18 protein-coding genes and 1 pseudogene are annotated in these 26177 nt (G+C 49.2%); 7 read left to right on the forward strand and 12 right to left on the reverse strand.

Translation table 11 applies throughout. The features are described 5' to 3' along the window. Nucleotides 1-2: 2 nt before the first annotated feature. The 8 genes from ELR70_RS10895 to ELR70_RS10930 all read right to left on the reverse strand — a co-directional run bounded on the left by ELR70_RS10895 (nt 3) and on the right by ELR70_RS10930 (nt 14412). Nucleotides 3-1949: an aminotransferase class I/II-fold pyridoxal phosphate-dependent enzyme gene (locus tag ELR70_RS10895; protein ID WP_054014164.1), complete on the reverse strand. Its 1947-nt coding sequence runs from the start codon at nt 1947-1949 to the stop codon at nt 3-5. Between the two features lie 12 nt (nt 1950-1961). Next, nucleotides 1962-2210 (reverse strand): acyl carrier protein, encoded by a 249-nt coding sequence (locus ELR70_RS10900; RefSeq protein WP_054014163.1) that lies wholly within the window; start codon nt 2208-2210, stop codon nt 1962-1964. Between the two features lie 27 nt (nt 2211-2237). Further along, nucleotides 2238-3257: a methyltransferase gene (locus ELR70_RS10905; protein ID WP_054014162.1), complete on the reverse strand. Its 1020-nt coding sequence runs from the start codon at nt 3255-3257 to the stop codon at nt 2238-2240. 74 nt (nt 3258-3331) lie between these two features. Next, the gene (locus ELR70_RS10910; RefSeq protein WP_054014161.1) at nt 3332-5884 is read right to left on the reverse strand and encodes an aminotransferase class III-fold pyridoxal phosphate-dependent enzyme; all 2553 of its coding nucleotides are present in this window, start codon (nt 5882-5884) and stop codon (nt 3332-3334) included. Then, nucleotides 5881-8433: a biosynthesis protein PigD gene (locus ELR70_RS10915; protein WP_054014160.1), complete on the reverse strand. Its 2553-nt coding sequence runs from the start codon at nt 8431-8433 to the stop codon at nt 5881-5883. Before ELR70_RS10915 ends, ELR70_RS10910 begins: the two co-directional genes overlap by 4 nt. Nucleotides 8434-8582: 149 nt before the next feature. Further along, nucleotides 8583-11231 (reverse strand): PEP/pyruvate-binding domain-containing protein, encoded by a 2649-nt coding sequence (locus tag ELR70_RS10920; RefSeq protein ID WP_054014159.1) that lies wholly within the window; start codon nt 11229-11231, stop codon nt 8583-8585. Further along, a complete protein-coding gene (locus tag ELR70_RS10925) occupies nt 11228-13255 on the reverse strand; it encodes a DUF6041 domain-containing protein (RefSeq protein WP_054014158.1) in 2028 nt (675 codons plus the stop codon). The genes ELR70_RS10920 and ELR70_RS10925 overlap by 4 nt, the downstream gene beginning before the upstream one ends. 2 nt (nt 13256-13257) lie before the next feature. Then, a complete protein-coding gene (locus ELR70_RS10930; RefSeq protein WP_054014157.1) occupies nt 13258-14412 on the reverse strand; it encodes an acyl-CoA dehydrogenase family protein in 1155 nt (384 codons plus the stop codon). A 632-nt stretch (nt 14413-15044) separates the two neighbouring features. On the opposite strand from ELR70_RS10930, the gene ELR70_RS10935 reads away from it, so the two are divergent. The 4 genes and pseudogenes from ELR70_RS10935 to ELR70_RS10945 all read left to right on the forward strand — a co-directional run bounded on the left by ELR70_RS10935 (nt 15045) and on the right by ELR70_RS10945 (nt 17342). Further along, nucleotides 15045-15950, forward strand: coding sequence for a DMT family transporter (locus tag ELR70_RS10935; RefSeq protein ID WP_054014156.1), 906 nt, complete (start codon nt 15045-15047; stop codon nt 15948-15950). Nucleotides 15951-16237: 287 nt separating this feature from the next. After that, nucleotides 16238-16300, forward strand: a pseudogene (locus ELR70_RS25380) (transcriptional regulator); the annotation flags it as partial. Between the two features lie 99 nt (nt 16301-16399). After that, nucleotides 16400-16558 carry a hypothetical protein gene (locus tag ELR70_RS25385; RefSeq protein WP_241566367.1) on the forward strand — a complete coding sequence of 53 codons (159 nt, stop codon included), beginning with the start codon at nt 16400-16402 and terminating at the stop codon, nt 16556-16558. A 298-nt stretch (nt 16559-16856) separates the two neighbouring features. Beyond that, on the forward strand, nt 16857-17342 hold the full coding sequence (locus ELR70_RS10945; RefSeq protein ID WP_241566368.1) for a proteasome subunit alpha: 486 nt from the start codon (nt 16857-16859) through the stop codon (nt 17340-17342). Here ELR70_RS10945 and ELR70_RS10950 read toward each other — a convergent pair. Next, complete coding sequence (locus tag ELR70_RS10950; RefSeq protein ID WP_128064573.1) at nt 17326-18024, reverse strand: hypothetical protein; 699 nt, start codon at nt 18022-18024, stop codon at nt 17326-17328. The genes ELR70_RS10945 and ELR70_RS10950 overlap by 17 nt on opposite strands. A gap of 204 nt (nt 18025-18228) precedes the next feature. Between ELR70_RS10950 and ELR70_RS10955 the strand changes: the two genes are divergently transcribed. From ELR70_RS10955 to ELR70_RS10960, 3 genes are all read left to right on the forward strand, one after another. Then, complete coding sequence (locus ELR70_RS10955; RefSeq protein WP_277749877.1) at nt 18229-19266, forward strand: MATE family efflux transporter; 1038 nt, start codon at nt 18229-18231, stop codon at nt 19264-19266. A 34-nt stretch (nt 19267-19300) separates the two neighbouring features. After that, nucleotides 19301-19603 carry a hypothetical protein gene (locus tag ELR70_RS25695; RefSeq protein ID WP_277749878.1) on the forward strand — a complete coding sequence of 101 codons (303 nt, stop codon included), beginning with the start codon at nt 19301-19303 and terminating at the stop codon, nt 19601-19603. A 110-nt stretch (nt 19604-19713) separates the two neighbouring features. After that, nucleotides 19714-21030 carry a response regulator gene (locus ELR70_RS10960; protein ID WP_054014152.1) on the forward strand — a complete coding sequence of 439 codons (1317 nt, stop codon included), beginning with the start codon at nt 19714-19716 and terminating at the stop codon, nt 21028-21030. A 30-nt stretch (nt 21031-21060) separates the two neighbouring features. Here ELR70_RS10960 and ELR70_RS10965 read toward each other — a convergent pair whose 3' ends face one another. From ELR70_RS10965 to ELR70_RS10975, 3 genes are all read right to left on the reverse strand, one after another. Further along, the gene (locus ELR70_RS10965) at nt 21061-21414 is read right to left on the reverse strand and encodes an Hpt domain-containing protein (protein WP_054014151.1); all 354 of its coding nucleotides are present in this window, start codon (nt 21412-21414) and stop codon (nt 21061-21063) included. After that, a complete protein-coding gene (locus ELR70_RS10970; protein ID WP_054014150.1) occupies nt 21404-24094 on the reverse strand; it encodes a PAS domain-containing hybrid sensor histidine kinase/response regulator in 2691 nt (896 codons plus the stop codon). The genes ELR70_RS10965 and ELR70_RS10970 overlap by 11 nt, the downstream gene beginning before the upstream one ends. A 243-nt stretch (nt 24095-24337) precedes the next feature. Then, nucleotides 24338-26128, reverse strand: coding sequence for a thiamine pyrophosphate-binding protein (locus ELR70_RS10975; protein WP_054014149.1), 1791 nt, complete (start codon nt 26126-26128; stop codon nt 24338-24340). Nucleotides 26129-26177: the final 49 nt, after the last annotated feature.

Here is a 26177-nt window from a genome sequence, read left to right on the forward strand (position 1 = left end):
ACTCAGGCCTCCGCCAGTCCCGCTTTAACATCCTGATTGAGTGGCACGCCCACTTCCAGTGCACCTTCTACCAGAATACGATAGGCTTCATCCAGGTCTGCCTGGGTGTGCTCACTGGTGATACTCAGGCGCAAACGTGCATCACCAACTGCCACGCCGGGGAAGACCACGGTCTGACAATACAGGCCTCGGGCACGCACGGCGCGTCCCAGTGCCAGCGTTTTTGCATCATCGCCAACCACAACAGGAACTATGGCTGAGTCGGAGTTTTCCAGGTCAAAGCCTGCCTGCAATAACAAGTTGCGGAAGTAATAAATGTTATCCCATAGCTTGGTCAGGCGCTCAGGCTCGCGCAGCATCACATCAATCGATGCTATGACACCTGCTGCTACGTGGGCTGGAATTGTGGCGGCGAATACATATGAGTTGGAGTAGAAACGCAGGAATTCCACTACGTCACCATCACCACAGACAAATCCGCCCAGACCAGACAGGGCTTTACTCATAGTACCCAGCTCCAGGTCGACTTCGCCTTTCATGTTAAAGTGCTCGGTAGTCCCCGAGCCTGTTTTACCCAGAACACCGGTTGAATGGGCATCATCTACCAGTACACGGGCGCCGTAGCGCTTCGCCAGTTTCATCAGGCGCGGCAGGTCGACAATATCCCCATGCATGCTGAACACGCCATCGGTCACAATCAGTTTGCCACCCGGGTGGTCGGCGTATTTGGCCAGAGATTTTTCCAGGCTGTTTAGTGAGTGGTTGTAGATCTTGCGTTGCGCACCCGCCAGTTTACAGCCATCTGTGATACTCATATGGTTAATGGCATCAGTAAAGATCAGATCATGTTTAGACGTCAGGGCTGAAATACAGCCCAGATTAGCAGAGTAACCGGACGGGTATACAATGCAGGCTTCACGGCCTTTCAGTTTGGCCAGTTTACGTTCTAACTCCAGGTGTAAGACGTTACTGCCCGCAATAATCCGGCAACCTGTGTTGGTGGCGCCATATTGGCCAGCAGCATCCTGTATCGCCTGGATCACCTCAGGGTGATTCGACAGGCCCAGGTAGCTGTTAGAACCAAACATCAGAAATTCACGACTGGTGCCGGTGACTTCATCAAACATGACTGCACGGTTTTTACAGGGTGTTTCCAGTGGCATACCGTACCAGTAAAGTTGTTGCGCCTTTTTCTTATCGTAAAAGGCTTTAAACTCGCTGGCTTTGTGGAACAGGTCCGGGTGCTGAATTCCAACAAAGTCACGCATTGTCCGGTTATCACCGTCGTCGCTTTCTATCTGATGCTGTACTTCGTCATTTTTAGCAGTCGGGTTGAGCAGCTCATCAATCAGCGGGTTTTTGCTCACCAGCTCGGCGGCCCATTGCGCGCCTTTTTCTTCTACCAGTAAACTGGCAAACGCCTGCTCCAGCTCAGCCAGTGTTTTGCAGCCAGGAATTTTTAAATTGTCTCTTAGCCCCAGGGTTTTCAGCAGCTCACCCTGTGCTGAGACCACAGTAACTGAGTCTATACCCAGATCGCTCTCAATCTCGGCGTCCATGCTCAGTTCATTGGCGTTATAACCACTGAAGCTGGCAACCACTGAGAGTACTTGCTCGCGCAGCCAACTGTGAGCATCTTGGGCGTCATCGGTATTTACTGTTGCCTTTACCTCACTGAGATGAAATTCTTGTGCGGCGATTTGCTCAACTGCATCGCCAATACAGTTAATAGTCTGAATCGACAGTGGGTTTTTAAGCTGCAGTTGCTTAGTCAGTGCTGCGGTTACTTCGGCCAGCGCAATGGAGTCTATGCCAAAGTCGTTTTCCAGATGACTGGTCAGGTCCAGAGTATTAGCAGGGTACTCAGTCAGTTCAGCAAATGTTTTCAGGACTTGCTGTTGCAGGGTTTCCATAATGTCCGGATTTACTTTTGGATTCGTTGCACTCATTTTCAAGCCTCCTTATGCTTGCTCTGTCTGAAGGCGCTCAACCAGGTTTACCATGGCATCGACGGATGCAAAGTTGCCTGGGTGGATCTCCTGCATACCTATGTTTAACTGGGTTTCTTGTTTGAGATAATCGACCAGATCAAAAATGGCCGCCGAGTCAACGATATTTAATTCAAACAAGGGGGTTTGCGGCTCAAGGCCGTCTTTTTCGCCGTCCAGAAACTGCTCGGCGATATGGTTTAGTAATTTTGTGGCTAACATCCTGCTACTCCTTCTGTTATTACCTGATCACGCTTTTTCGCCGACGATCAGGGTCCGTGGCCCAGGGATCTCAAGGATACGGGCATTGTTGAATCCGGCCTCATGGAAACGAGCCAGATATTCTTCGCTGCTACTTTCAATACCCCCGTCTGTGGATACCAACATATTCAGTGACAGTAGGGCAGTGAACTCAGGTCCGGACTTATCATCATTAAGCGGTGTTTCTGAGGCAATAAAGCGGCCACCGGCTGGCATGGCGTTGTAGATATTTTTTAAGATGGTGACCTGGGTTTCTGGTGCATAGTCGTGCAGCATCCAGCCCAGGTGAATCAGGTCATAGTTCCCAATGGGCAGGTTACCTGCGATGACATCACCTTCAACGACTTCGATGCGATCGCCAAAGCCCTGTTCACCCAACTTGTCGCGTAAAAATGCCGACGCCTGAGGTAATTCACAGATGGCCAGCGATACGCCTGGGTGGGCATTAGCCACGGCAATCGGTAAAGTGCCAATACCGCTGCCGATGTCTAAAAAAGCGTGGTGCTGTGAGAAATCGTAATCTTTGACAAAGCCTTCAATAAAGGGGGCGGCAAACTTGCCCAGGAACTCCTGGAAATCAGCCACGTCATCTGGATTCTGATACAGAATATCGAACCAGCTGCGGTTGTCACCAAATACCGCTTCACGCTGATTGGTATCGCTTTTTACGGCGCTGCTCAGTTCACCCCACAAAGGATATAAGAAAGTATCGATATGGCGGCCCAGCCAGCCCAGCCACATGGGCTCATCACTCAATAAGAATGTGTGGTGCTCAGCGGGTAGCTGATATTGGTTATCTTGCTTAGTCAGATAACCCATTGCATGCAGCGCGATAAGCATTTGTTCTGTAGAGCGCAGCGGTGCGTCGATTTTGTCGGCCAGTTGCTGGGCGCTCAGATCCGTGTCGCGAAAATGGTCAAATAGTTTCAGTGATAATGCAGCGGTCACGGCTTTGGCCTGGAAAAAGCCCATCATATGGTTGACAACGTCTTGTTTGTTGAGAGTCATAAGTAATCCTTATCAATCAGTAATTTGTTACGGTGTGGGTCGCAACTGTGTGTGGCAGTGCGACCCAGATTTCATTAGTCTAAAAAGGTTGAGAGTTCTTCACAGACACAAGAGAAGGCGCTGACAAAGCGGTCAATCTCTGCTTTTGTGATCACCAGAGGCGGCTGGATCCGGATCACCGTCGAACTGTTGGCGGTGACAAAGGTCAGGATTTGGTGATCCAGGCAGAACTTAGTGACAAACTTGAGGCAGAACATTTCACCCAGTGTCTGCTCCATACGCTCCATTGCAGCTTGCAGGTGCTCCCGGACCGGATCTGGCAGGAACTTCCAGGTGCTGTGCCAGTCGCCGGGCAGACGCGTAGCAAACTCTCTTGCGGAGGCGGCAACCGCACCATCAAAGGTTTGTTCGAACTGGATCCCCAACATCAGGCCTTTACCGCGTATTTCGGCCACAAAGGGATATTTATCGGCAATGGCCTGTAACTCAGCTTTAAAATAGCTGCCCAGCTCATCAGAGCGTGAGGCCAGATCCTGCGCAACGATTTCACGCAGTGCGGTCAGTGCAGCCACTGATGCGAGGTTGCCGCCGCCAAAGGTGGAGGTATGTACCAAGAAGCGATCTGAAGTGCCATAGGCACGCTGCCAGACATCGCTGCGACACAAAGTCGCCCCGATGGGCATGAGTCCGCCGGACAGAGACTTAGAGAGCATCAGCACATCGGGTTCAATGCCTTCCCACTCACAGGCAAACAGCTTACCGGTACGGGCCAGACCGGTCTGGATCTCATCGACCATCAGCAAAGTACCGGTATCCCGACAGATCTGCTGAACGGCACTCAGATATCCGGCTGGTGGTACATGGACGCCGCCTTCACCCTGAATAGGCTCTATCATCAGTGCCCCCACATCATCACGTTGCAGAGCTTCGCGCAGTGCATCTAAGTCCGCGAACGGAACTTCAACCATGGCCTGGATCAGTGGCTGGAAATATTTACGGTGCTTTTCCCGCCCGGTAATAGACAGCGCCCCCAGGGTTTTACCGTGATAGCTGTTTTTCAGATAGGCAATGCCTGGCTTACCGGTTGCGGCCTTGGCCAGTTTAATAGCTGCCTCAACGGCTTCGGTACCTGAGTTACTGAAAAACACTCGTCCCATATCGCCCGGCGCTAGATGACACAAGACCTCAGCCAGCTTGGCGGTATGTTCGGGCACAGAAATATACTGAATAAAGTTAGGGCCTTGCTCATCCAAAAAGGTCTTCACAGCTTCACTCACGGCAGTAGGGTTGTGACCCAGGTTAAGACAGCCGTAGCCTGCCACCATATCGAGATAGCCGGTGCCTTCATTGTCATACAGCATAGTGCCTTCGGCTTTACGGAACACATTGTCGCAGCGCTGTTGTTTTAAAAACTCCACCATCATTGGGTTAATAAACTGATGGTGACGGTCCAGGGTGTCTTCTTTGGCAGGATCCTGGCTAAGGATGTTATCGATAAAGGTCAGTCTCTGACTGGTGTCGCCTTTGTCGATGGCATAAATGTCCTGATGATAATAGCGCTTCAGGTTGGTGACATGCTGACGGTCAATGCGCTCTCCAAATGAGGCCAGCGGGTAAGCATAAAAGCCATGTTTTTCGGCCAGCTCGCCGATTTCGAGTACTTTGACCGGCTCCAGGTAACGACCCAGTGAGTAGTTCTCACGGCGCTGCTCCAGGGCCAGCACGATCGTTTCAGCCATACAGCCATTGAGCTGTTGTTTGATGGTGACATTCAATGACTCACCTCCCAGCTTGACGGCGTCGGTTGCCGTTACGCAGCCGCCATCGATGATTAAAATATCATCGCGGGCCGGGCGGGCATCAACATTGACATCACGCGGTAGCGCCACATCAATGAAGATGGAACCGGGTTGCAGTTTCGCTACATCGATCACGTCACCGGCTGAGGTGGCGCCGGCAAACAGCTTGCACTCGCCATACAAGTCGTCCGGGTTGCCAGTCAGGCTCACCCGATTGTGGTATTGTTCCGGCAGGTGGCTGAGCATTTCTGCTTTGTCTTTGTGACCGGCGCGATGCAGCAGTTTCAGATTAAATCCTTCCGCCAGCAACAAACGACTCAGAGCCAGGCAGATAGAACCCGGGTACCCCACGATGGCCACAGTTTCTTTTTCCGGGTTGATGTCCAGCCACTCTTTGATTTGCATCAGCGCTTTGTAGCCTGCATAAGTGGTCAGCGAGTTGCCAGATGTAATCGGGATTGGGGATTTGGCGGCGGTGGCTTCACCGCGGCGACCAACAATTGAGGTAAAGCCACCCAGGCCAACCAGCTCTGCGCCGTCAGCTACGAATTCTTCAACGCCGGCGACAACACGTTCGGCAATGCCTCTGGGATCGGCAATCATCTCTTCGGCTATCAGTGGCATATATTTGATCATGCCTTCACAGGTCGCGCCGCTGGCTGAGGTGATTTTGGCAAAGTTCATAAATGGAACCAGGTTGGCTTTGCCCCACAGTTCACGGTTATAGCCGGTATGCTGATCCTGGGTGTTGCGTTGCAGCAAATCGAGCATTTTAACGTAGCGTTTCAGGCCGACAGAGGTCGGGTGGGCGATAAATCCAAACTTCATGAGTTAACTTCCTGTGCTGGTGGCGTATCTGAATCGGTATCGGGGGTAACAGGCTCGGCGCTGTCGCGCTGCCAACCTTTGGCGGTGGCCAGTGAAATGCCATCCCCTTCGTTGTTGTGGCCCAGTACCACGGAGAACAGCGTCAAACGTTTGTTCGCTGTCAGTGCTGAGCGTACCGCCGTTTCATCGAACTGAGTCAGGGTCTGGGCGGAAATGTCAAAGTCCCCGATCTGCTGCTCAAACTGAGGCTGATCTATGTTGACCAGACGCATCTGACGTGAGGTGCGATTGAATAAGATCCGTTCCTGATAGGTGTTGATCACCGACAAACCGCCATTGCAGAAATAGAACACGCTGATGCTTTTATCGAGCAGCTGAGGGTGAGTCAGAATATTGTCGATAAAAGCCGGTAAAATATCGGGGACAATCCCTTTAGCACCGTCGCCAATAAAGGCGATAACATTGGTGGGGCTGGTATAGGCCAGGTAGCCACTGGCCAGCAATGCGTCGCCCATCAGCGCGCGACCATACCAGCCAGAAAAACCGCGGCGTGTTTTGGCCACGTTACGCACGGCGGAAATGCCACAGCGACCCACATCGTAGACACCGGTATAGTCAAAGTTCTCTTGCTCGATTAAGTCTTCAATGACGCGATTGAGCTGACAGAAAAAGTAGTTCGGTGACATTGGCAGACTGGGCAGTTTGCTGAGCACATCAGACTGGGTATCCGGGTAAGCCATGATCCGCGCCATACGTCTGGCACGCAGCGATTCGCTGACATTCAGGTGCTTTTTCACCGCCTGCAGGAAATCACGACAGCGCATATGCAAATGCAGATCGGCAAATGGCGACAGGTGGGTTGCTTCTTTGGTCAGTTGCACCAGGTGGACCTTGCGCTCCAGGCGGCCATCGGAAAATGGCGTGGCAATTTGAGCAACCCGGCTTTTAATCATAAACAGGCACTGCTCATCGGTACTGTTGAGCTTGTCTTTAGTATGAAAGTAGTTGTAAACCCGCGGCGTATAACCATAAATGGCCAGCGTACCCAGGTAGTTGTCGTTGCGTTTACCCTGGTAATATTTGGGTGCCGTACCCGGGTGGGCCAGGCTGTCTACCAGCGCAATGCCTGCCTGCTGGGCTATGTCATGGATCAGAGCATATTCGTCCTCACTGACCGGACCGAGCTGCCAGACCAGTTTTTCTGGTCCGTTATTGATAAGCTCGATGGCCTGACTGAGTTCATCTGTCATGACTTCAACGGGCTCATCGCTTGGATTCGCAGGCAGGGCTTCGAGCGCAGGTAAATCCAGTTCCAAAGAAGACTCGAGGACATTTTGAGTGGCCAGTACCACAACCGGTCCCTGACCCTGATGATAGAGTCGGTAAACTTCTGCCAGGTTTTCACCTATCTGTTCAATTTCATCCATGTATACATAGGGGATACGCTTAGCGGCCAATACGTCGCGCATGTCCTCACTGGCAGTGATGGTGCCCTGAAAACTGTACCACTGACTCAGGCGGTTTTCGGCGACAACGATGATCCCCTGAGCTGCCGTTTCTTTCAGGTTGGCCAGGGTACCTTTAAATTCATCCATCATGCCGGAGGTGACCACAGCTAAAAACGGCATGCGGTAGAGCTGCCAGTTGGCAATCGCGCCACAGGCAATCGCATGCTCATTCGGGCCCCTTAGCACCAAGGCGCCTTGCTTTTCGGCGTGACGGTCGAGATGGCCGATGAGGTTGGAAACCACAGAGCCGGTGTAGTAAGACACCAGCCAGTGCTCGGGCGCTGTTCGGGCAAAGAAGTTGATTAGCTGCTCGCCCAGAGTATTGTGCAGCTCTATAGAGCCAACAGGTTTGACCCGGCGATTGGCATAATTCATTTCGAAAAAGTCCATCCACAATCGCAACAGCTCGGTCTGAAAGGTGGCTGGATCGGTGCTGCGCACGATTTCACGATATTGTTGCGGCAGGTAGCTGTAGGGGGTACGCAGCGCGCGAATAAAGGTCACGGTCGAGAAGCTGGTGTAGAAAGCGGGAATACCGATTTTCTGCATCGCACGGTAAAAGGCATCCAGGTCGCGGTCAACCTGATCTATGCTGTCGTCCTGAAACCCCATTGAAGTTTGATCATAAAACAGCATGCCCACCTGAAAATCCGGTTGATCGTTCAGGGCATTGCTGTGAATGATCTTACCGGTTGCTTCAGCCAGGCTGGCGCACTGAATCACCTGAATATTGATCGCTTTTTTCTGCCCCTTTAAAAACTGGATCGCTTTGCTTCTTACTTCGTCGTATAGCGAGCAGGGGACTAACGAAGGGTTTTTCAACGCCAGTTCCGACTGAATATGTACCCGGTTAAACACATAATCGCGGATGTCGCTCAGAACGCTCAATCCGGTGTGGAAAAACTGCTCGTCACGGGTGACTACGATCACCCCAACGGTGATGGTGTCTTGCTTTGCACCACTGCGCTGCGTCTCGGCTTGCCATATATGCTCAAAGCCGGATTCGCTCGACTGAGTGCTTAATCCTGTAATGCTTGTCATAATTTATTCCTTCTGCTGCCTGTTAATAACTCGGTTCGTTGGGAAAATTGCACGCAACGACCCGCAACGGCGGCAGCACGCCACTTGCCGTTGTACTTTTAAATTGAATATCGGGTGTGCTGCGGGTCATTGACCCGCAATGGATTTCGCTATTCTCTTTGGATGATCACTGTGCCCTGGTCACCATCAAGTATCAGCGTGTCACCACTTTTGATGGCTGCAGTGGCGCTGTGTAGATTCACCACCGCTGGAATGCCGAACTCACGGGCCACGATACAGCTGTGTGACAGGGTCGAGCCGATGTCCGTGACAACGCCACTGGCAAGCGCAAATAAGGGAGTCCAGCTGGCATCTGTAAAGCGCGCGACCAGAATTTCTCCCGGCTCCAGTTCACCAGCCTGGGTTTGCAGATCGGTGATGACACGGGCTTTTGCAACTATTTTGCCGGGGCTGGCAGCCAGACCACTCATCGAATCGCTGTGCTCTTGCGAGGAGGTTTTCATTTTGGGCGTATAAGGCCCAATGATGGCCATTGGGGGCTCCTCAGCATGGAGGTTAAATAAGTGACTGTGACGATTGGCATTGAGCAACGACTCGCTGAATGCCTCCGCGGCGCCCATGCGTCCTGCAACATAGTCTCGTAGTCGATTGAAGTCGATGTAGGGTAAGTCTTCAACTTTAGCCAGATTGTCTCGCTCCAGACGTGAAAGCACCTCCAGAATGATGCAGCGGTAGAACCAAGTTTCGGTGATAAACGTCGGACGTGTTGCTTCGCGGCGCTCTGCCATCACACCATACAATTTAATGATGGTTTTGAGTTTAAATCGTGCCCCTGCTGACAAGGCTTTAAACAGCTGCTCGCTGTCGGCTTCGCGCAGGCTCTCGGTTTCTTTGAGCTTTTTCTCCAGATCAACCGGGTGCTTAAGGTACATTTTCATGACCTGCAGCAGGTAACTTGGGTCATCACGCCAGCGTGGAATACTCAGCTCAAACTCCTGACGGCCACGGGCGCCAAACTCAAGTAAAAAGGCTTCAAACGGACCCTGCCAGAATGGCTGTCCCAGCGGGTGAGCTGGCAGTATATTAACCAGCTCTTCGGCTTCAAAGCGCTCAAATACAGCTTTAAGTTCATTGTTCTTCTGTACATGTTCAACCAGATCCAGGATCCCACGTGTTACCTCAATCGTACGCAGGTTGTTCATTGAGGCCTTGATGCGATTTTGCAGCCCTTCACCTTGATCTTTAAAGTGTTCTTCACAGGTTTCCGCCAGTGCATCGTACAAAGCAAAGGACTGTAGGAAAAACGGCATATAGGCGGCACAAGAATCGAGGAAGTACTGGTCGATGCGAGTCAGCTCAGCATCTAATTCACGGAGTGACATACTGGGCAAGTCCAGTGCCAGAAAACGTTTAGTCTCGTTTTCTCGCAGGGCAATCATGTCCTCAACAATTTTGCCTGCATTGCGCATATTGTGCACTTGCTGTTTCAGCCAGTGCCAGGCGCTTTTAGCATAGTCCCAGCCTTCGACACCGCGACCATAGGGGTTACGGTAATTGCTGAAATCTATATCTGAGGTGGCATAGCGGGTGGTGAACTTCATTTCGTCCCGGGTTGGCGGGCACTGGCGCAACATGTGTGCAGAACCGGAGATATTCAGATACACCTGACCCTGGATATAACCCATGTAAACTTGCCAGTCACTAATGTCTGCTAAGCCCATGGTTTTGATAGCAGGACCATGAATGTGCTTTTGATAGAATTCACAAAATGACAGACCAAGCGGTGTCATCAGTCCGGTGACTATCTCTCCGGTATCCATGCGCGAAAAGAAGGCGCCGTCTTTAATGCTCTGATCCTGCTCCCAGGGATTGGCGTAAATGGGCTCGGCTTTACTCGCCTGGGTTGTGACCGGACGAGCCTGTAGTAGCCAGATTTTGTTGTCTTTTAGTGCCCATTCGATATCCAGCTCGGTCTGATACAAAGCCTGAGCCTGTTTTGCCAGCGCTAATAATTGCGCCAGTTGCCCTTCATCCAGACTGGCGGCTTGTTGTTGCGCTGGCGGGGTATTCAGTAAAGTGACCTGACCCTGAGCATTGCGTTGGCAATACTGAGGCTTGACCCGGATTTCCTGTTGCAACAGTGCACCGTTCTCTTTGTCCAGAACAAAGCTGTCGGTACTGACCTGACCTGATACGACGCCTTCGCCCAGACCCCAGCAGCTGTCAATAACCACTTTGTTGGTATCGCCGCTGAGCGGGTCCTGAGTGAACATCACCCCAGCTGCATCGGCATCGACCATGGTTTGCAATACAACGGCAATCGCGGTATCAGCTGCACTGCTGTTACGATATCCAGCGGCACGTTCGGCCCACAATGAGGCCCAGCATGCACGCACTTTTTCCATGACGCTGTCGCTGCCCTGAACATGCAGGTAGGTTTCATATTGACCGGCAAAGCTCTGGCTTTGACCGTCTTCGTCCAGCGCGGAAGAGCGCACTGCAATTTGCGCATTGTCACCTAAGCCCTGGTAAGCAGATGCAATGGCGGTTCGCAATTGTTCAGGAATATCGGCACTGAGAATGGTTTCACGCACTTTATCCAGCTCTGACGCGCTAAGTAAGTCGTCTGGCAGCGCAGTGTTAACAAAGGTCTGATAAGCCTCTGCTGTAATACAAAAGGCCGGTGGTACGGGCAAGCCCGCACGGATCAGATGATTCAGTGAGTGGCCTTTGCCGCCCAGGTGACCGAGTTCTAGTTGTTCGTTGCCACTGAGGGCGACGACGAGTGATTGGCTCATGATACCGTCTCCTTGCTGCGCGGTATGGCAGTTTTATCCGTGTGTAGTAATGCTTCTTTAACCTGTGCAGAAGCCTGTTTACCTGCAAAAATGGCACTTTCCAGGTTGCCTATCCCAACGCTGTCTTGGTTGGCAAAATAGACGCTTAAATGTGGTTGTGAAGCTTGCTGGAATAAGCCGCTGGCCTGCTGGCCTATGACCGAGGTAATGAGTGCTCCGGGCCAGTACCAGATCTGAATATCCTCGACAATGCGCGGGTCAATTCCCAAGTTATTAAGCATCAATGAGATTTCCTGATAGGTTTGCTGCTGTAAGCTCGCAAAATCGTTCTCTGCTGTGCGTCCCTGGCGCTCCGGGCGTGTCGTTGGCTTTAACAGGGTAAGTACACCGCCTTCGCTCTGGTTGGAGCTGTCCATCCAGTTAGCGACCAGGCAGGTTCCGGCTTTACACCAGGCGTAAGGCTGCTCAGGGCGTTCAGGCTCAATCATATAGCCGCCAAAAGAGTGGCTGAGCACAGGGCGCGATAACAGTGCATTGGCCAGATAATAATCCTCATGGCGGATTTCTTTTATGGCATCGAGCTGGGCTTCAGGCAGTGATGGCAGCCACTGTGAGAGTTGGTGTTTTGGTGCTGCCCAGATGAGTTTTTTACCCTTCACCGAAATGTTGTGATGTTGCACTTTTGCTGTTAACTGAACGCCGGCTTCGGTGTTGTCCAGGTTGACCAGGTTAACATCACTTTGCAGTGTGACATTCGCTTGCTGATGCAAGTGTGCCACTAAGGCTTCACTGATGTGACCGTTGCCTCCCGGGAGTGTCACTAAATTCCCTCTGAGGTAACCGACCAAAAAGTGCAGGCCAACATAGGCTGAGACTTCATGAATATCGAGACACTCTACTCTGAGCGTGGTAGTGACTGCGTTTTCAACCAACTTGCCCAGATTGCGAGGAGGCTGCAAATAGTCAGGGAAGGATGCGGTTTTTTCTGGCTCGAACAGATAACTGTATAGAGAAATCCTGTCCAGCTGTACCATTTCTTCTTTGCTCCAGCCACTTTGCTCATGCCATGGCACCTGAGGAAAACGCTCGGTACCTGGGGCAAAACCATCCAGAAAGTGGTACAGATCAGCAAATATTGGGTCGCCCAGTTGTTTTGCTGCGACAACATAGGGTTTGCCAATTAACGCATTGAGCAACAATTGCCCCGTTAATCCCCATACCGCAGGTTTGAGCAAATAACTGGGAAATTTTATGAAACCTAAAGTGATCTCATTGAGGCACTTGAGCAGTAGAATCGTATCGAAGAAAACTAATGTATCTTGTGCATTAGTTTTAAATTTATCCTGCAGTCCCAGTTTGGTCAGCAACTGATCCATATCCGAGCCTGATACGGGTTGTTGAAAACACACTCCGGCAATAGGGTGCGGCAAAGAACGATGACTGTTACAACGTGCATTACCACCGAATGTTGGACTTTTTTCCAGCACCAGCACGCGTTCAGTGCTGAACTCGCTGGCCGCCGTCAATCCCGAGACACCACCACCGATGATGATCACGTCGTACTCATCAGCCAGCTTAGGTTTATCCGGAGATTTTGCCAGCGGCTTTGGTTTGGCGAAATCCTGGCTGGTAAAGACGCGCTTTGCGCCGGTGCGGCGGAATTGCTGACGCAACATATAGAGCGCCGCGACAATAAAAATGGCATCAAGAGGAATAACCTGAGGCTGAGAACGGTGCAATATCGTGATAAACACCGCCATCATAGCTAGCTGACCATATATGACAAAACGGGTCCAGCGTGGATTCAGCCACAGTACCAGCCCCGAGCCGAACAATGCGACCGCGACCAGGATATTCGCCATATCTCCGTTATTGGCTAATAGCTCACTCAGCCCGCCATACCAGGTACCCTGATTTGCAGCGGCAGCCTGGCGCAGAATATCAGGCACATTTTCTAATTGTGGAAACGCTTTGGCCAGTCCGGCCAGCATATAAAGTACAGCAAAGATCCGTTGAACTAGCATGTTCAGGCTCCTCTTAAGCCAAGTTTTCGGGCAATGATTTCGCGTTGAATATCGTTGGTGCCTGAGAAAATACGGCTGGGCAGAGTGTCCAGCAGAACCTGTACAATCCCCATATCGGCATCGATTGCTGCACCGCCAAAAGTAGCAATGGCATCCAAAGAGGACTGTACTACGTACTCCGAAATCAGCAGCTTGCTCATCGCTATGTCAATTTCGGCATCCTGACCCTGATCGTATTTCCAGCCCGCGCGATATAGCATCAGGCGGCACTGCTCCAGGCGTAGTTTAATGTCGATAATGCGGTTTGATACTGACTGAAAGTGTCCAATCTTCTTGCCAAATTGCTTACGTTCCTGCGCATAGGCCAGCGTGGTTTCGAGCAGCCTGTCCAGAGCACCAACAAACAAGGCAAACAGACATCCTTTTTCCCAAATCATTGAGTCATGGAAAATGGCCCCTCCGGCTCCCTCAAACCCAATACGTTGCGACTCGGGAACAAAGACATTGTCAAAAAATACGTCGCCCATCGGGCAGCTGGCCAGGCAATCCTTTGATTGGCTTGCGCCGGTTGACAGCCCCGGGGTGTCCTTCGCAACGATAAACGCAGAAACGCCCATAAATCCATGACTCGGGTTGGTCCGGGCGTAGGCAACGAATACATCCGCGACAGGTGCGTTAGTAATATAAGTTTTCTGACCATTAAGGCGATAGCCTCCGGCTTCTTTGGTGGCTGTTGTCTTCATACTGTAGATATCTGAACCCGCACCCGGCTCGGTTGCTGCGTTGGCAGCAATTAATTTGCCTGCGACTAAAGGTTCCAGAAAGTCACGTTTGAGTTCTTCACTTGCGAACCGTGTAACCGGCATCACGCAGGCGAACAGGTGAGCACATAAAGAGAATGACAAGCCAAGATCCTGACTGCCTTTGCCCAGGGCTTCTACCATTAACATGGTGTTGAGTGCCCCAAGGTTAGCTCCGCCATAGGCTTCTTCTACTGCCAGTCCGGTAAAGCCAAACTGAGCAGCCTGACGCCAAAGCTCCGGGGAAAATTGATGTTCTCGTTGACGCTGGTGTGCATCCTTGTTCAACACTTCAGAAGCAAAGCGAAGTGCGGAATCGTATAACTCGGTCTGATAGTCGGAAAGTTGAAAATCCATAATATTGCACTTTGAGTTGGTTGAAATACTGCTTTTGCATTAATTGCTATTATGGAGACTTGTTAATGTACCTGTCAATCCTGTTAACCTGTGTTTTTTAAATGTTTTATTTGGGTTTTATTTTTGTGTTTCACATTCTCTACACTTTTTTATGATAAATGATTCAATAATATGTTTTTAAAGGGGTTTTAAATTGTGCTTTGTGACCTTTTTATGACGGTAAGGAGATGGTTTATGGATTTTTATTGTTAAATTTTCATTAACTTTATATTTTTTTATCATGCCATGAAAGCACTGATTGGGTAGAAATTTCTACATTTACACTGCGGCAAGAGAGAGGTTTTGTCGGTATCAGCCTCAGCATTGAACGCATTGGGCTCGTCGATTTTGGATGTAAGCCATTGACATTGAAGCCTGACGTGATAAAACGGATATTCAACAAACAAAAAAGAAGAAATTCATGACCTGTTCAACCGTCCTTACAATGCACAATACCTGGCTGCTCAATTCGGCCAGTGTGTGGCGTATTGTCAGCGGTTTGTAAACGTCAATTACTAACCGCGGCAGTATCAGCGGTTAGTGATGTTTCTTTACTTTAGCCCCTCATACTGCCCCACTTTCGGGAGCTTATTATGCCAGTCCAGGCATCTTACATTTTGGTCATCATGATATGGTCTACCACCCCTTTGGGGATTGTTATCAGCAGTGCGGGTATGTCGCCGACATTGAGTGTGTTTTTGCGTATGGCCATTGCACTGATGCTGTGCTTTTTTATCATACTGATTGGCCGTTACCGGGTTCCTGTGTCCCGTCGGGCCTGGACCTTATATTGCTACTCCGGTATAGGGATTTTTGGTGGTATGTTGCTCAGTTACCTGGCCGCTCAGACGGTGCCTTCTGGGGTGATATCTCTGGTATTTGGTCTGGCGCCTGTGTTGTCGGGCCTGTTTGCTCAGCATTTGTTGCGCGAGGCTCGCTTTAGTGCAATCAAATGGTTGGCTCTGGCCTTGTCCTTTGTGGGTTTGTATTTGGTTGTTATGTCACAAATCACAGAGCTGGATCTTGCACCACGTGGGTTGATTTATGTACTGGGCGCTGTGACCTGCTTTAGCCTCAGCGGTGTGATGGTCAAGCGTGTTCGTTTGGTTATCCACCCGTTAGCCACCACCTTTGGCTCACTCTTGCTGGTGACACCAATGTTTGGTTTGGTGTGGTGGGTGAGTGATGGACAACTCAAGATGCAAAGCTGGCAGCAAAGCTCTGTGTTGGCTACGGTGTACTTAGGTGTATTCGGCTCTTTGATCGGGTTTATCGCTTATTTCCATGTGTTACAAAAGCTCAAAGCGAGTACGGTTGCTTTAACGACCCTGATCACGCCAGGGTTTGCTATGCTGCTGGGAGCCTGGATCAACAATGAAAAGATCACGCTGACACTACTGACTGGCGCATCTATTATTATGGTGAGTCTTGCCGTTTTCCAGTTCGGTGAAACTGGCATGTCAGTTGTGGCAAACAGGATGAAAAGACGATTGTTATAAATCGTTACATTGGGCTACTGATCCGAGGTTGGGAACATGTTAAGCTTGTCGAACTGACCGGTAGGGAGCGCGTAATCGGCTGTTAGTACAGGGCGTGCTCTTACCATTAAACGATTATTATAACTATAAAGCTGAAGGACGATGAAGTTAACATTCCAAGATTTCGAGTTTGACTGCCAAAACCTGGCTTTGTCAAAACAAGGTAGAAAAATCAGTATCAAAGAGAAACCAGCGGCACTATTAGGCTTGTTCCTGTCTGATCCCCAAAAATATATAGTAAGGCTGAGATTCTCGAGCATGTATGGCCTGGCAGGACGGTTACAGAGCAAGTTGTATTTCAGAATATTGGCCACTTACGTGCACTATTTGGTGATGATGCGATTAAGACCTTTTCCAAAAAAGGCTATCAATGGCAACTGCCAGTAGAGCCTGCTGATCCTGCCGAACAATTGCCACAGCAGAACGAGGCGGCTGAGCAGTCAGCTTCTGCACCGGAGCAACAAAACCCCGGACAAGAAAAACAACAGCTACAGCGCTTCCCCTGGAAGTGGTTGGTGCCACTGGCTGTATTGATTGTTGGGGCAGGTGTTGTTGCCATGATGGTGTAAAACCAATGGAAAACATGGCTGTCATATGTAAAAGTATGAACTCTGCCCGAGTGATTTCATACTCTGATATCCTGATGACTAAGACGGTGCACTCCCTTGATGTCGATTTCAGACTCTTTATTGGTCTTACCTCAAGGGAGATTTATTGACAGCGTTGTTAACTTTATATTAATTTTTCACTCCATATACTGGTGTTTAAACTGTAAGTTAGGCCATTTATTGTGAATTTCAGGTCAAAATTGGCCGGTGTTCCCGATAAATTTGGGTTAACTTGCAACAGAGGGATCATCACCAAGGAGTGCTTTTGACTACTATTGCTTATCATCACAATTCCAGAACTATCTGTACAGATAGTCTGACCTCGACTAACCAGACTGTTGTGTCCTGGACAACGCGCAAATGCCAGCGCGTCGAGGACGGATATGTGTTTGCTTCTGGTAACTGTACCGAAATTCATCATCTGATAGACCAATGGCGTGATAACCAATTTGGCGACATCACTTGTTCATTCTTTTTTGTGGAAGACGCAGGCCGTATATTCTTTGGTGAAATTCGCCATGGTCAACGCTTTTTAGAACCGTTGTCGCTAAACTGGGCCATTGGTAGTGGCGCGACTTGGGCGATTGCTGCGATGGACTTCGGTCGTTCCGCATTTGAGGCTGTTGAGTATGCGTGTCTGAGGGACAAATCCAGTGGTGGATCTGTCATGACCTACAGACACAATGAAAGGGCGTTTTGGCTGTGTACACCGTTGCACGCAGATGCCGCTATGAGAGTGAATTGACAGACACCTGATAATAGCTGGCGATAAGCGTAAGGCGTTCCTGGCGTAGGGGTCCGGTGTGTAGTTGTGACATTACCTTATCAAGATTATCAATATTTACACCGGATAGCTTTCTTTGTGCTTCGCACAAGGCCAGCCAGGCGGCAAGCTCATGTTGTGGAAGTTCGCAATAATTCGGGTTAAAACCCAGGTATACTTCCAGCGCGCTTAGCCCCTGATGATTACGTACAACGAGCGCATCGGCCAGAGACTCATTACGTTCAAACAACAACAAGGAACGGATGTAGTTAAACGGAGGTATCTGGTTTTGTGGGTTGGCAAACAGACAGTGCAAAAATGTATTGCCCTGATGGTTAGTGATATTAAACGCATTGGCGGCCTGAAGTGCGGGCATAAAAAAGTCTAACCGCTCGCTATTATTGATCCCCGCAATGACGCCCGACGGCAGGCCATGATGCGTGACGCAGTGGGCAGCGATATTTTGATAATGCTCGTAATTTGACGCATGATTACTTGCTGCCTCAAAGCAATGTCTGAGCTGTGCTGAGCGCTCTGTCTGTGTTGCTTGCTCAAAACAGCTTAGTATGCGTGCCAGGCTATGACTGTGTATCGCCTGGATCATACCCGTGACTGCCGCTGTGGTATCCGGCGCCGCCTGAGCATTTTTTTTGTTGTTAACCATATCCATTTACCCGAAGTAGCAGGTCGTTGAGTCTGCCATATCTGTTCAGCCTTACAGACATTATACCAATTGGCATGAATACGTATCCAGTCAGTGAGATAAAATCTGGCTCTGGGTTGAGGCTCTTTGATTTGGGAAAATACCCCATGACGTGTTAAGGATAAAAGGTACAATAGAGAAATTATTCATTCAGGACAATTATTAATGAAGGACCTTACTCAGGGAAAAATCCTCACTCATCTTATTGCAATGGCTGTTCCAATGGCGGTTGGGATGTTTATCCAGACCTTGTATTTTCTGGTCGATCTGTATTTTGTTGGTGCACTAGGAGCGCATGCTCTGGCCGGGGTCAGTAACGCGGGTAGTGTTTTCTTTTTTATTATGGCATTGACTCAGATCCTGAATATCGGTTGTGGTACTTTGGTCGCCCATGCCGTTGGCAGTAAAGACCGTGTGCAGGCCAATACATTATTTCATCAAAGTATGCTGATTGCTGCCTTTTGTTCTGTTCTGTTGGTTGTACTGGGTTATGCGTTTGGTCATGTTTTCTTTGAATTTATGACGCCAGATGCAATGACTCGTCAAGCCGCAGTGGACTACTTTCACTGGTTTTTGCCTGCACTAATCTTGCAGTTTGGACTGACCGTCATGGCCGCAGCGCTGCGTGGAGCCGGCGTTGTTAAACCTGTCATGTTGATTTCGGTTGTGGCAGTGATCCTGAATATCATACTATCGCCGGTTTTGATCTCTGGATGGGGAAGTCCAATTGCGCTCGGTGTATCAGGCGCGGGTCTTGCCAGCTCTTTGTCCGCAATCTTCGCCATGGTAATGACGGTATGGTATTTTGTTCGTAAAGTGGACTATCTGACCATGCCTACAAAGGCGCTGGTGCCTGAACGCCAAGTTATGCTGAAAGTGATTAATTTGGGCTTACCATCAGGTGGAGAGTTTTTACTTACATTTATGTACATGTCGGTAATTTACTGGGCGCTCAGTCAGTTTGCCGCGAGTGCTCAGGCAGGGTTTGGGTTAGGTGTTAGGATCATGCAAGTGCTTTTTCTACCCGTTATGGCAGTCGCGTTTGCTGCTCCTGCGATTGCGGCTCAAAACTATGCTGCGGGTAAATATGATAGGGTGAAAGAAACCTACCGATATACTAATTTACTCACTTGTATGCTGATGGCTATTTTGACCTTGGTATGTTTGGCAAATTCAAGCTGGTTTTTTTGCGCCTTTCAGTGATGAGCCACACGTTATTCTAGTCGCAGCAACATTTTTGGGATATGTTTGCCTGAATTTTGTACCGGCAGGTTTTACGTTTGCAGCTTCTGGTATGTTTCAGGCGTTGGGCAATACCTGGCCGGCTTTGTATAGCACGGCCAGCCGCTTAATACTATTTGCGGTTCCCGTTATCTGGTTGGCAGGACAAAGTGACTTTGAAATCGAACAGATCTGGGTGTTTTCTGTTGCCACCGTTTATTGTCAGGCGATGATCAGTTATCTGTTGCTGCGCCGCGAGATGAATAAAAAGCTGGTGTATACCAGTGAAGTGTCAATGCCATCTCCTGTTAGGAACTAAACTGGGGTAAAACACTTAAAAGTAATGGTGATGTTGCTACAAAAACCTGCGCTTGCGCTATTCTTAAGGGAGTCAGTGAGCTGATACCACCTAAGGCGCAGGAGAAAGGTATGCATAAAGGTGAAGTGGATTACGGAGAGCGACACCCGAAGGTATTGATGATCTGTGATGACGCCCACGAAATGGTTGGCGTCTGTAAAGTGATCAGTTCCCAGGTTACTGCTTTTAGAACGCAAGAGGGAACTCGGGATGCACATAAGGTGATCCGTGAGGGAAAACCTCCTGTGCTTATTTTTGCCATGTTGCATGTAAAAGCCAGTATAGAGACCTATAACTCACTTGCGCAGCGTGGGCTGCTGGGTTATCCCCACAAGAGCATCTTGTTATGCGAAAACAAAGAGTCAGGGGTTGCTTTTCGATGTTGTATTAAAGGTATCTTTAATGATTACTTCGTTTTTAAGCCTATGTACGAAAATTACCGACTCAGGATGATTTTGCATAATATCTTGCAACAGGCTGAGGATACCCAGCAAATCACTGAACTAAAAGAAGAGCACTTTGGTCGTATCGATAACGGACTGAAACAGCTGATTGATCAAGCTGCCAGTTACCGGGTTAATACTGAGCAATCTTTCCAGCAAGTCAGAGAGTCCCTCAGTGAAGTTCAGGAAGAAGATGAAGTAAACGCGCAGTTATTACAACAGCTTAAAGAAAAGCATGTCTTGCCTTTGTTGGATAAGTTGCAACAGCAACTGGTGAAAGATATTCAACAGATCACCAAACAACTCAATGATAGCCACTTTACCCTGAATGAGCTGGCCGATTTGTTTAATAATTCACATACGTCTGCATTTACTTCCGTACTGGAGCACGCAGGTGAGCACAAAGAAGACGCAAACGATGACCTCGATCATGATGTGCGAGAACATGAGGCGCCAACACCGCACACTGATTATCACACTCATGAAGAGTCGCATCATGACCATTCGCTTAGTGAGGAGTCCGCGCACGCCTTTGATAGTAAGAATGTACCTGAGCCTGTCATGGCCAGAGACAAACGGATAATGATAGTAGAGGACAATGAAATCTATCGTGAGATGATTTCAGGAATATTGCGAGAGCAGGGGTTCTCTGTAGACGGTATGGAAAATGGCTTGGCTGCCATTAAGGAGCTGCGCAAACATCGCTATGATATGATATTTATGGACCTCTTTATGCCGGGTCTGGATGGCTACAACACCACTAAAAATGTACGTGCCATAGAGCATTGTCGTGGCATTCCCATTGTCGCACTAACCAGCAACCGGAACAAAGATCTCATTCGAAAATGGGCCACACTTGGACTTGGAGGCTATATTGTTAAGCCTTCCACTAAGCGCAGTATTTTGGACGCTGTAAACAAGTTGCTAGGCACTGAGTGTGTCTGATTAAATTGCACACAATGAGTGAAGTGCCGATTATTCGCCGTGATTGATAAGCGCGTTAAGTGCTTTGATCTCTCGGGCTATGTTGATAAGCACTGAACGGCAGTCTTGACGGTTACAGGATAAGGCTGCGTCTTCTAACTCAGCCAGATATTCGCTGCAGCGTTCAGCGCCAATTGCCCGGGCTGATGTTTTTAAAAAGTGGGCATGCTCTTTAAGTTCAGCATAAGCCGTATTACTATAAGCGCTTAAAAATAGTTTACAACTGGCTTCTGCCTGAGTCACAAAGTCACGTTGAAACCGCGTAATGGTGTCCATGTCTTCGCCAATTAAATCTACGAGGGTTTGTGCATTTAGTCTTGCCAATTGTGTGTAATCACTTGCCATACCATTTCTCTATCACTGATTTGAAACGCTCGAGTTGAACTGGCTTGCCGATACAATCATTGATGCCATAAAGGTGGCAGTTTTCCAGCTCATTTTTAACCGCGGCTCCTGTGACTGCCACTATCGGAATGGCTTTGCGTGCCAGCTGCTTTTCAGTCTGGCGGATACGTTTGGCCATTTCGTAGCCATCCACAACGGGCATGTGGCAATCGGTTAGTATGAGTTTGTATTCATCCTGTTTCCAACTTTCATATCCTTGTTCACCATTTTCTGCCAGCGTACAGGTGTATCCCAGTTTCGCGAGCTGTTTAACCATCAGGTTCTGATTAAAGGTGTTATCTTCAACCAATAAAATGCCGGGGCGTAACCCTGCTACATTGGCTTGTGCCTTGCCTTCCGTTTGGCTTTTATCCGTAGGGTGTTGATCTGTGTGGGCAATACTGGCCGCCTTGTCTGTGGTGTGAGCCAGTAAGTGCATAGCTTGTCGGGTAATACCATAGCGTGTTGCCAGGCCAACATTCAGCGGAGCTGCATCCGGAAGGATTGCTCTTAACTTCTCTGTTACTCCGGTTTGATGACATATGAGCACCTTATGCTCAGTGAGTATCTCTTTATACTCTTTTAAATCAGTCAAGTCCCGATCTGACTCTACACAGCAGCACACTAAAGTGCCGGAGTCGGAGGAGGAGGGCAGCTGGTTTAACTCTATCTGATGCAATTCATCGGTGAGGGTGTTTAGTACCGATAGCAGATGTGGGTGCAATTGTGCACTGTGGGTTGGGATCAGATAAATATGTTTAAACAATGACGGTGCAGTGTGATGTGAAAATCTATGTAACGGAATACACACGCGAAATATGCTGCCACGATCCAGTTTACTTTTCAGCCCGATACGTCCCCCCATCAGGTCAACAATTTTTCTTGAAATGGCAAGTCCCAAACCCGTTCCGCCATATACCCGGGTGGTAGACTTATCTGCCTGGGTAAAAGGGTGAAAAAGCTTTTTCTGGGTCTTGTCGTCGATACCTATCCCATTGTCTTTCACCAGAATACTGAGCTCTCCCTGGCTATGACTTTGTACTTGCCAGTCCACTTCGATCACCACGTTACCGCTGGCTTTGGCTGGTGGACCACTGAATTTGATAGCGTTACTTAGCAGGTTGAACAGCACCTGACGAATACGATTTTCGTCACAATAGAGCATCGTTGGTAGCTGTTCCGACTCAATGACTTTTAGATTAACACGGCGTTTCTCCGCATTAGATGCAAATGTCAGTAGCACATTATGTAATGTTTTCGAGATATCGAACTCCCTGAACTCCAGCTCTAACTTACCGGCCTCAATCTTATTGATATCCAGAATATCATTGAGAATATCAACCAGATTCTTAGCCGAGACAGAAGCCGTTTCAAGCAATTCCATCTCTTCCGGGTTGTGCTTTTGTAACGAGAGTAATTCGAGCGAACCTATGATGGCATTCATTGGGGTTCTTAGCTCATGACTAATCATGGCCAGGAAATCGGATTTGGCACGACTGGCTTGTTCCGCCTTAGTGACAGCGCATTTCAGATCAGATGTACGGCTTTTAACACGTGTTTCTAACTCTGCATTCAGTTGGGATAATTTCAAATAAGCGCGATAAACCTCTGATTGATCGACACATACACCGTCAAGGCGACAGTGATTACCGTAGCCGTCATCCGTGACAACTCCTTTGGCAAAAATATGTAATTCATCCTTATTGGGCAGCACGGCGCGAAACACATGTTCGAAATCTTCGCCCGTTTCTAGTGCTTCTTTTAGCCCATTTGAAACCCTCTCTCTGTCTTGTGGATGGATCCGCTCCAGCCACTTTTCATAACTTCCTGTATCCTGGGCTGCCAAGTCAAAGATAGTACTGGTTTGAGGATCCCAGTCCCAGTGCCAGTGGGTGTTTTGTTTGCTGACACGCCAGGTACCGACTTTACCGGCTTCCAATGCAATGCGGCGACTTTCATGCGCGTTGTTAAGGTGGATCAGCATTTGTTTCTCTTGTGTACATTCACGCAAAATACCAAATAAACTCAGCTGGGCGTCACTATTTCGGCGCTGGTCGCCACTGAGCTCAAACCAGTGAGGCACTGAATCGAGCATCACTCTGAATTCAAACTTCAGTCGTACATTGGACTGTATATGTTCCTCAATGAAGCTCAGCGCCAGTGGCTTGTCGTCTTCGTAAATCAGATTGATGAAATCATGCCAACTGGATAAGGTATGGCAGTGCAGAAGCTCACAAAAAGTGCGCGAAAAGTAGGGCTGTTCGAAGTCAGCGCTGACTTGCCACACTCCAATGTCACCGCATTGAAGTGCCAACTCGGCCAGCTCATTCAGGTATGACTGGTGTGAGTGTGTAACAGGATTGAGTATTAAACAGGTTTCTGAGGTCAGATTATCACTGATGACCAGATTAAGCCGCGCTCCGCAAGCTAACAGAGCCTGTGCAGAGCTACCTGGCGCCTGATTTAAAAATAGGTTGCTTTGTTCCCCTGTGTCTATGAGCTGACAGAAATCAAAAAAGTGCTGATGTGCGTAGGCGTTGCCAGTCAAGTTAAGCAGTTTGCTCGCGGCCTGATTGCAATCCAGCACCTGCCATTGATCGTTTACGGTCAGTATTGGAAGATCCAATAGATGGATATCCATATCATTTCCCTGCTTGATTTTGCCTGATATTAGTATCGTTCAAATTGTGAGCGTTGTGGAGAAATTTGCTCAGGAAATTGCCCAGGTGAGCAGGTTTTTAAAGCAGCCAGCCGAAGATCTGATTTTAGCTAATGGGTGAGGAAGATACCTGCGGCATCTTCCAGGTGATTGCCGATAGAGCGGTCAAATCATTCACTACAAGGTGAGCCCCCATTCGCGGAGGCTGCCCTTACCTGATAAAAATTAGAATTTATTAGCCGGCGGCCATTGTGGGTTGGCGACTTCGTCTTCACCAACGGCGGTGTTTGCTTCTAGGGTAATAGAGTGAGGAGTATCTTCTTTGGGAATAGTCACTTCAACGACATAGTTACTGGCCGGGTTCGTTCTTATCTCCTCCATGACCGCCATTAACTCGCTCACTGTGGTAACCAGACGCCCCTCTCCGCCAAATGCCTGGGTAATATTAGCTATGTTCCAGGCAGGTAGGTCATTGTAGCTATAGACCTTGTCGAGTAACTTGTCCTGATAGTCGACGGGTGGCGTTCTGAATGGATTTGGATTAACCAGATATTGCTCTATACCATAGATGCCGTTTGCTAACACAAAAACCACTGTGTTTTGCCCATAAGCGTGCTGGTCTGCAACAGCCTGGCAGGTTTCATGAAAGGCACCATCACCAACCACCACGATAGCTCGTTTATCAGGAAACGCACACTTAATGCCAGTGCCAGCAGGGACCGAATAACCAATCGACAGCCACGCTGCCTGAGCGACAAAGCCATCCTGAGTCGGTATTTTAACGCTTTGTGCACCAATCAGTGGGAATCCGGCATCCACTGCCAGGACATCATCCTCATCCAGCCATTGGCTCAGGGTGGCGAAAAAGCTGTCATAGCCAAGTTGTGACTCAGCCGATTGACTCTTAAGTACAGGCTTATCCATACGTAAGCCTTTTAGATTAGCACTTTGCTGCTGTGCCAGCGCTGTAAACTCACAGATCAGACACTGCAGATAGTCAGCCAATGTGGCTGACGCATAGTAGGTTGCGCCAACGTATACGCCGCCCTGTGCGGCAAGGACGGTGCGGCTGCTGCGAATATCCTGATTGCCCGTGTCCTTACCTGTCGTCCAGGCGCCAACTCCGACCAAAACGCCATCGTCCCCAACCAGTGACGCTACCTCTGAGGGCGTCAATGTGACACAGCCTTCAAACCAGGGGTGGGTTTCTGCAATGACTGACTTGCTCAATGCGGAGGTGACAAAATGAATATGTCCTTCCGGCACGGTATGATTGCGGTTTATGACCTCGAGTAACTCTAAAAAGATATCCTGCAACCCAAAACGTTGCAGCTCTACGCCAGCCCAGAAGATACTTTTTGGCTGACTAAGCATTAATTCGATAGTCGCTTTGGCTGCCTGTTGCGCTTCACTGACCGTAATGCTGACGGGGTTATTAAGTGCCAGGGGCTGAGCCGGTTTAATACATTCTGCCCGCCAGACATCTTCACTGACTTCAAAGTAAACCGGTCGGCGCTGCGCCAACAATGCAGCCAGTGCCGAATCAATCTGGTAGGGCGCCTGGTTAGCATTCACAATACGCTCCGCTGCGACCGTTATGGGGCGAAACATGTGGATGTCGACAAACTCATACCCTGTGGTGTGTGAGTATAGCAGTCCGGCATTTTTTGAGATCTGATCTTCTTTGTTAGTGGGGGCACCATTTATCAAGATCACCGGTACCTGCTCCACAAAGGAACCTGCAATGGTGTTTAACAGGCTGAATGCACCAACACTGTATGTGACATACAAGGCGCTGGGGCCTTTGAGCCGGGCATAGGCATCTGCCGCAAAACCCGCACAAATCTCATTGGCATTGCCACTAATTCTTATAGGGGAGTGCTGATCAGCCAGTATGGTATCCAGCAAAGCCGCGGTGTAGTTACCTGCAACACCAAACATTTGCTCAACACCAATTTCTTCCAGCCGCGCTTTAAAATAATCGGCAACACTAAAGGTTGAGGTAGCTTGAGTCATCAATTGTCTCCTTAAGCAAGCTGGGCGGGCTTCCCCCGCCTTTGGAAGG

It is taken from the genome of Pseudoalteromonas sp. R3 (assembly GCF_004014715.1).
Taxonomy (GTDB): Bacteria; Pseudomonadota; Gammaproteobacteria; order Enterobacterales; family Alteromonadaceae; genus Pseudoalteromonas.

What these genes read in the sequence shown, in the direction of transcription:
- ELR70_RS10895 (WP_054014164.1), bottom strand. Translation starts at nt 1,949, where the DNA reads ATGAGTGCAACGAATCCAAAAGTAAATCCGGACATTATGGAAACCCTG.
- ELR70_RS10900 (WP_054014163.1), bottom strand. Translation starts at nt 2,210, where the DNA reads ATGTTAGCCACAAAATTACTAAACCATATCGCCGAGCAGTTTCTGGAC.
- ELR70_RS10905 (WP_054014162.1), bottom strand. Translation starts at nt 3,257, where the DNA reads ATGACTCTCAACAAACAAGACGTTGTCAACCATATGATGGGCTTTTTC.
- ELR70_RS10910 (WP_054014161.1), bottom strand. Translation starts at nt 5,884, where the DNA reads ATGAAGTTTGGATTTATCGCCCACCCGACCTCTGTCGGCCTGAAACGC.
- ELR70_RS10915 (WP_054014160.1), bottom strand. Translation starts at nt 8,433, where the DNA reads ATGACAAGCATTACAGGATTAAGCACTCAGTCGAGCGAATCCGGCTTT.
- ELR70_RS10920 (WP_054014159.1), bottom strand. Translation starts at nt 11,231, where the DNA reads ATGAGCCAATCACTCGTCGTCGCCCTCAGTGGCAACGAACAACTAGAA.
- ELR70_RS10925 (WP_054014158.1), bottom strand. Translation starts at nt 13,255, where the DNA reads ATGCTAGTTCAACGGATCTTTGCTGTACTTTATATGCTGGCCGGACTG.
- ELR70_RS10930 (WP_054014157.1), bottom strand. Translation starts at nt 14,412, where the DNA reads ATGGATTTTCAACTTTCCGACTATCAGACCGAGTTATACGATTCCGCA.
- ELR70_RS10935 (WP_054014156.1), top strand. Translation starts at nt 15,045, where the DNA reads ATGCCAGTCCAGGCATCTTACATTTTGGTCATCATGATATGGTCTACC.
- ELR70_RS10950 (WP_128064573.1), bottom strand. Translation starts at nt 18,024, where the DNA reads ATGGTTAACAACAAAAAAAATGCTCAGGCGGCGCCGGATACCACAGCG.
- ELR70_RS10955 (WP_277749877.1), top strand. Translation starts at nt 18,229, where the DNA reads ATGAAGGACCTTACTCAGGGAAAAATCCTCACTCATCTTATTGCAATG.
- ELR70_RS10960 (WP_054014152.1), top strand. Translation starts at nt 19,714, where the DNA reads ATGCATAAAGGTGAAGTGGATTACGGAGAGCGACACCCGAAGGTATTG.
- ELR70_RS10965 (WP_054014151.1), bottom strand. Translation starts at nt 21,414, where the DNA reads ATGGCAAGTGATTACACACAATTGGCAAGACTAAATGCACAAACCCTC.
- ELR70_RS10970 (WP_054014150.1), bottom strand. Translation starts at nt 24,094, where the DNA reads ATGGATATCCATCTATTGGATCTTCCAATACTGACCGTAAACGATCAA.
- ELR70_RS10975 (WP_054014149.1), bottom strand. Translation starts at nt 26,128, where the DNA reads ATGACTCAAGCTACCTCAACCTTTAGTGTTGCCGATTATTTTAAAGCG.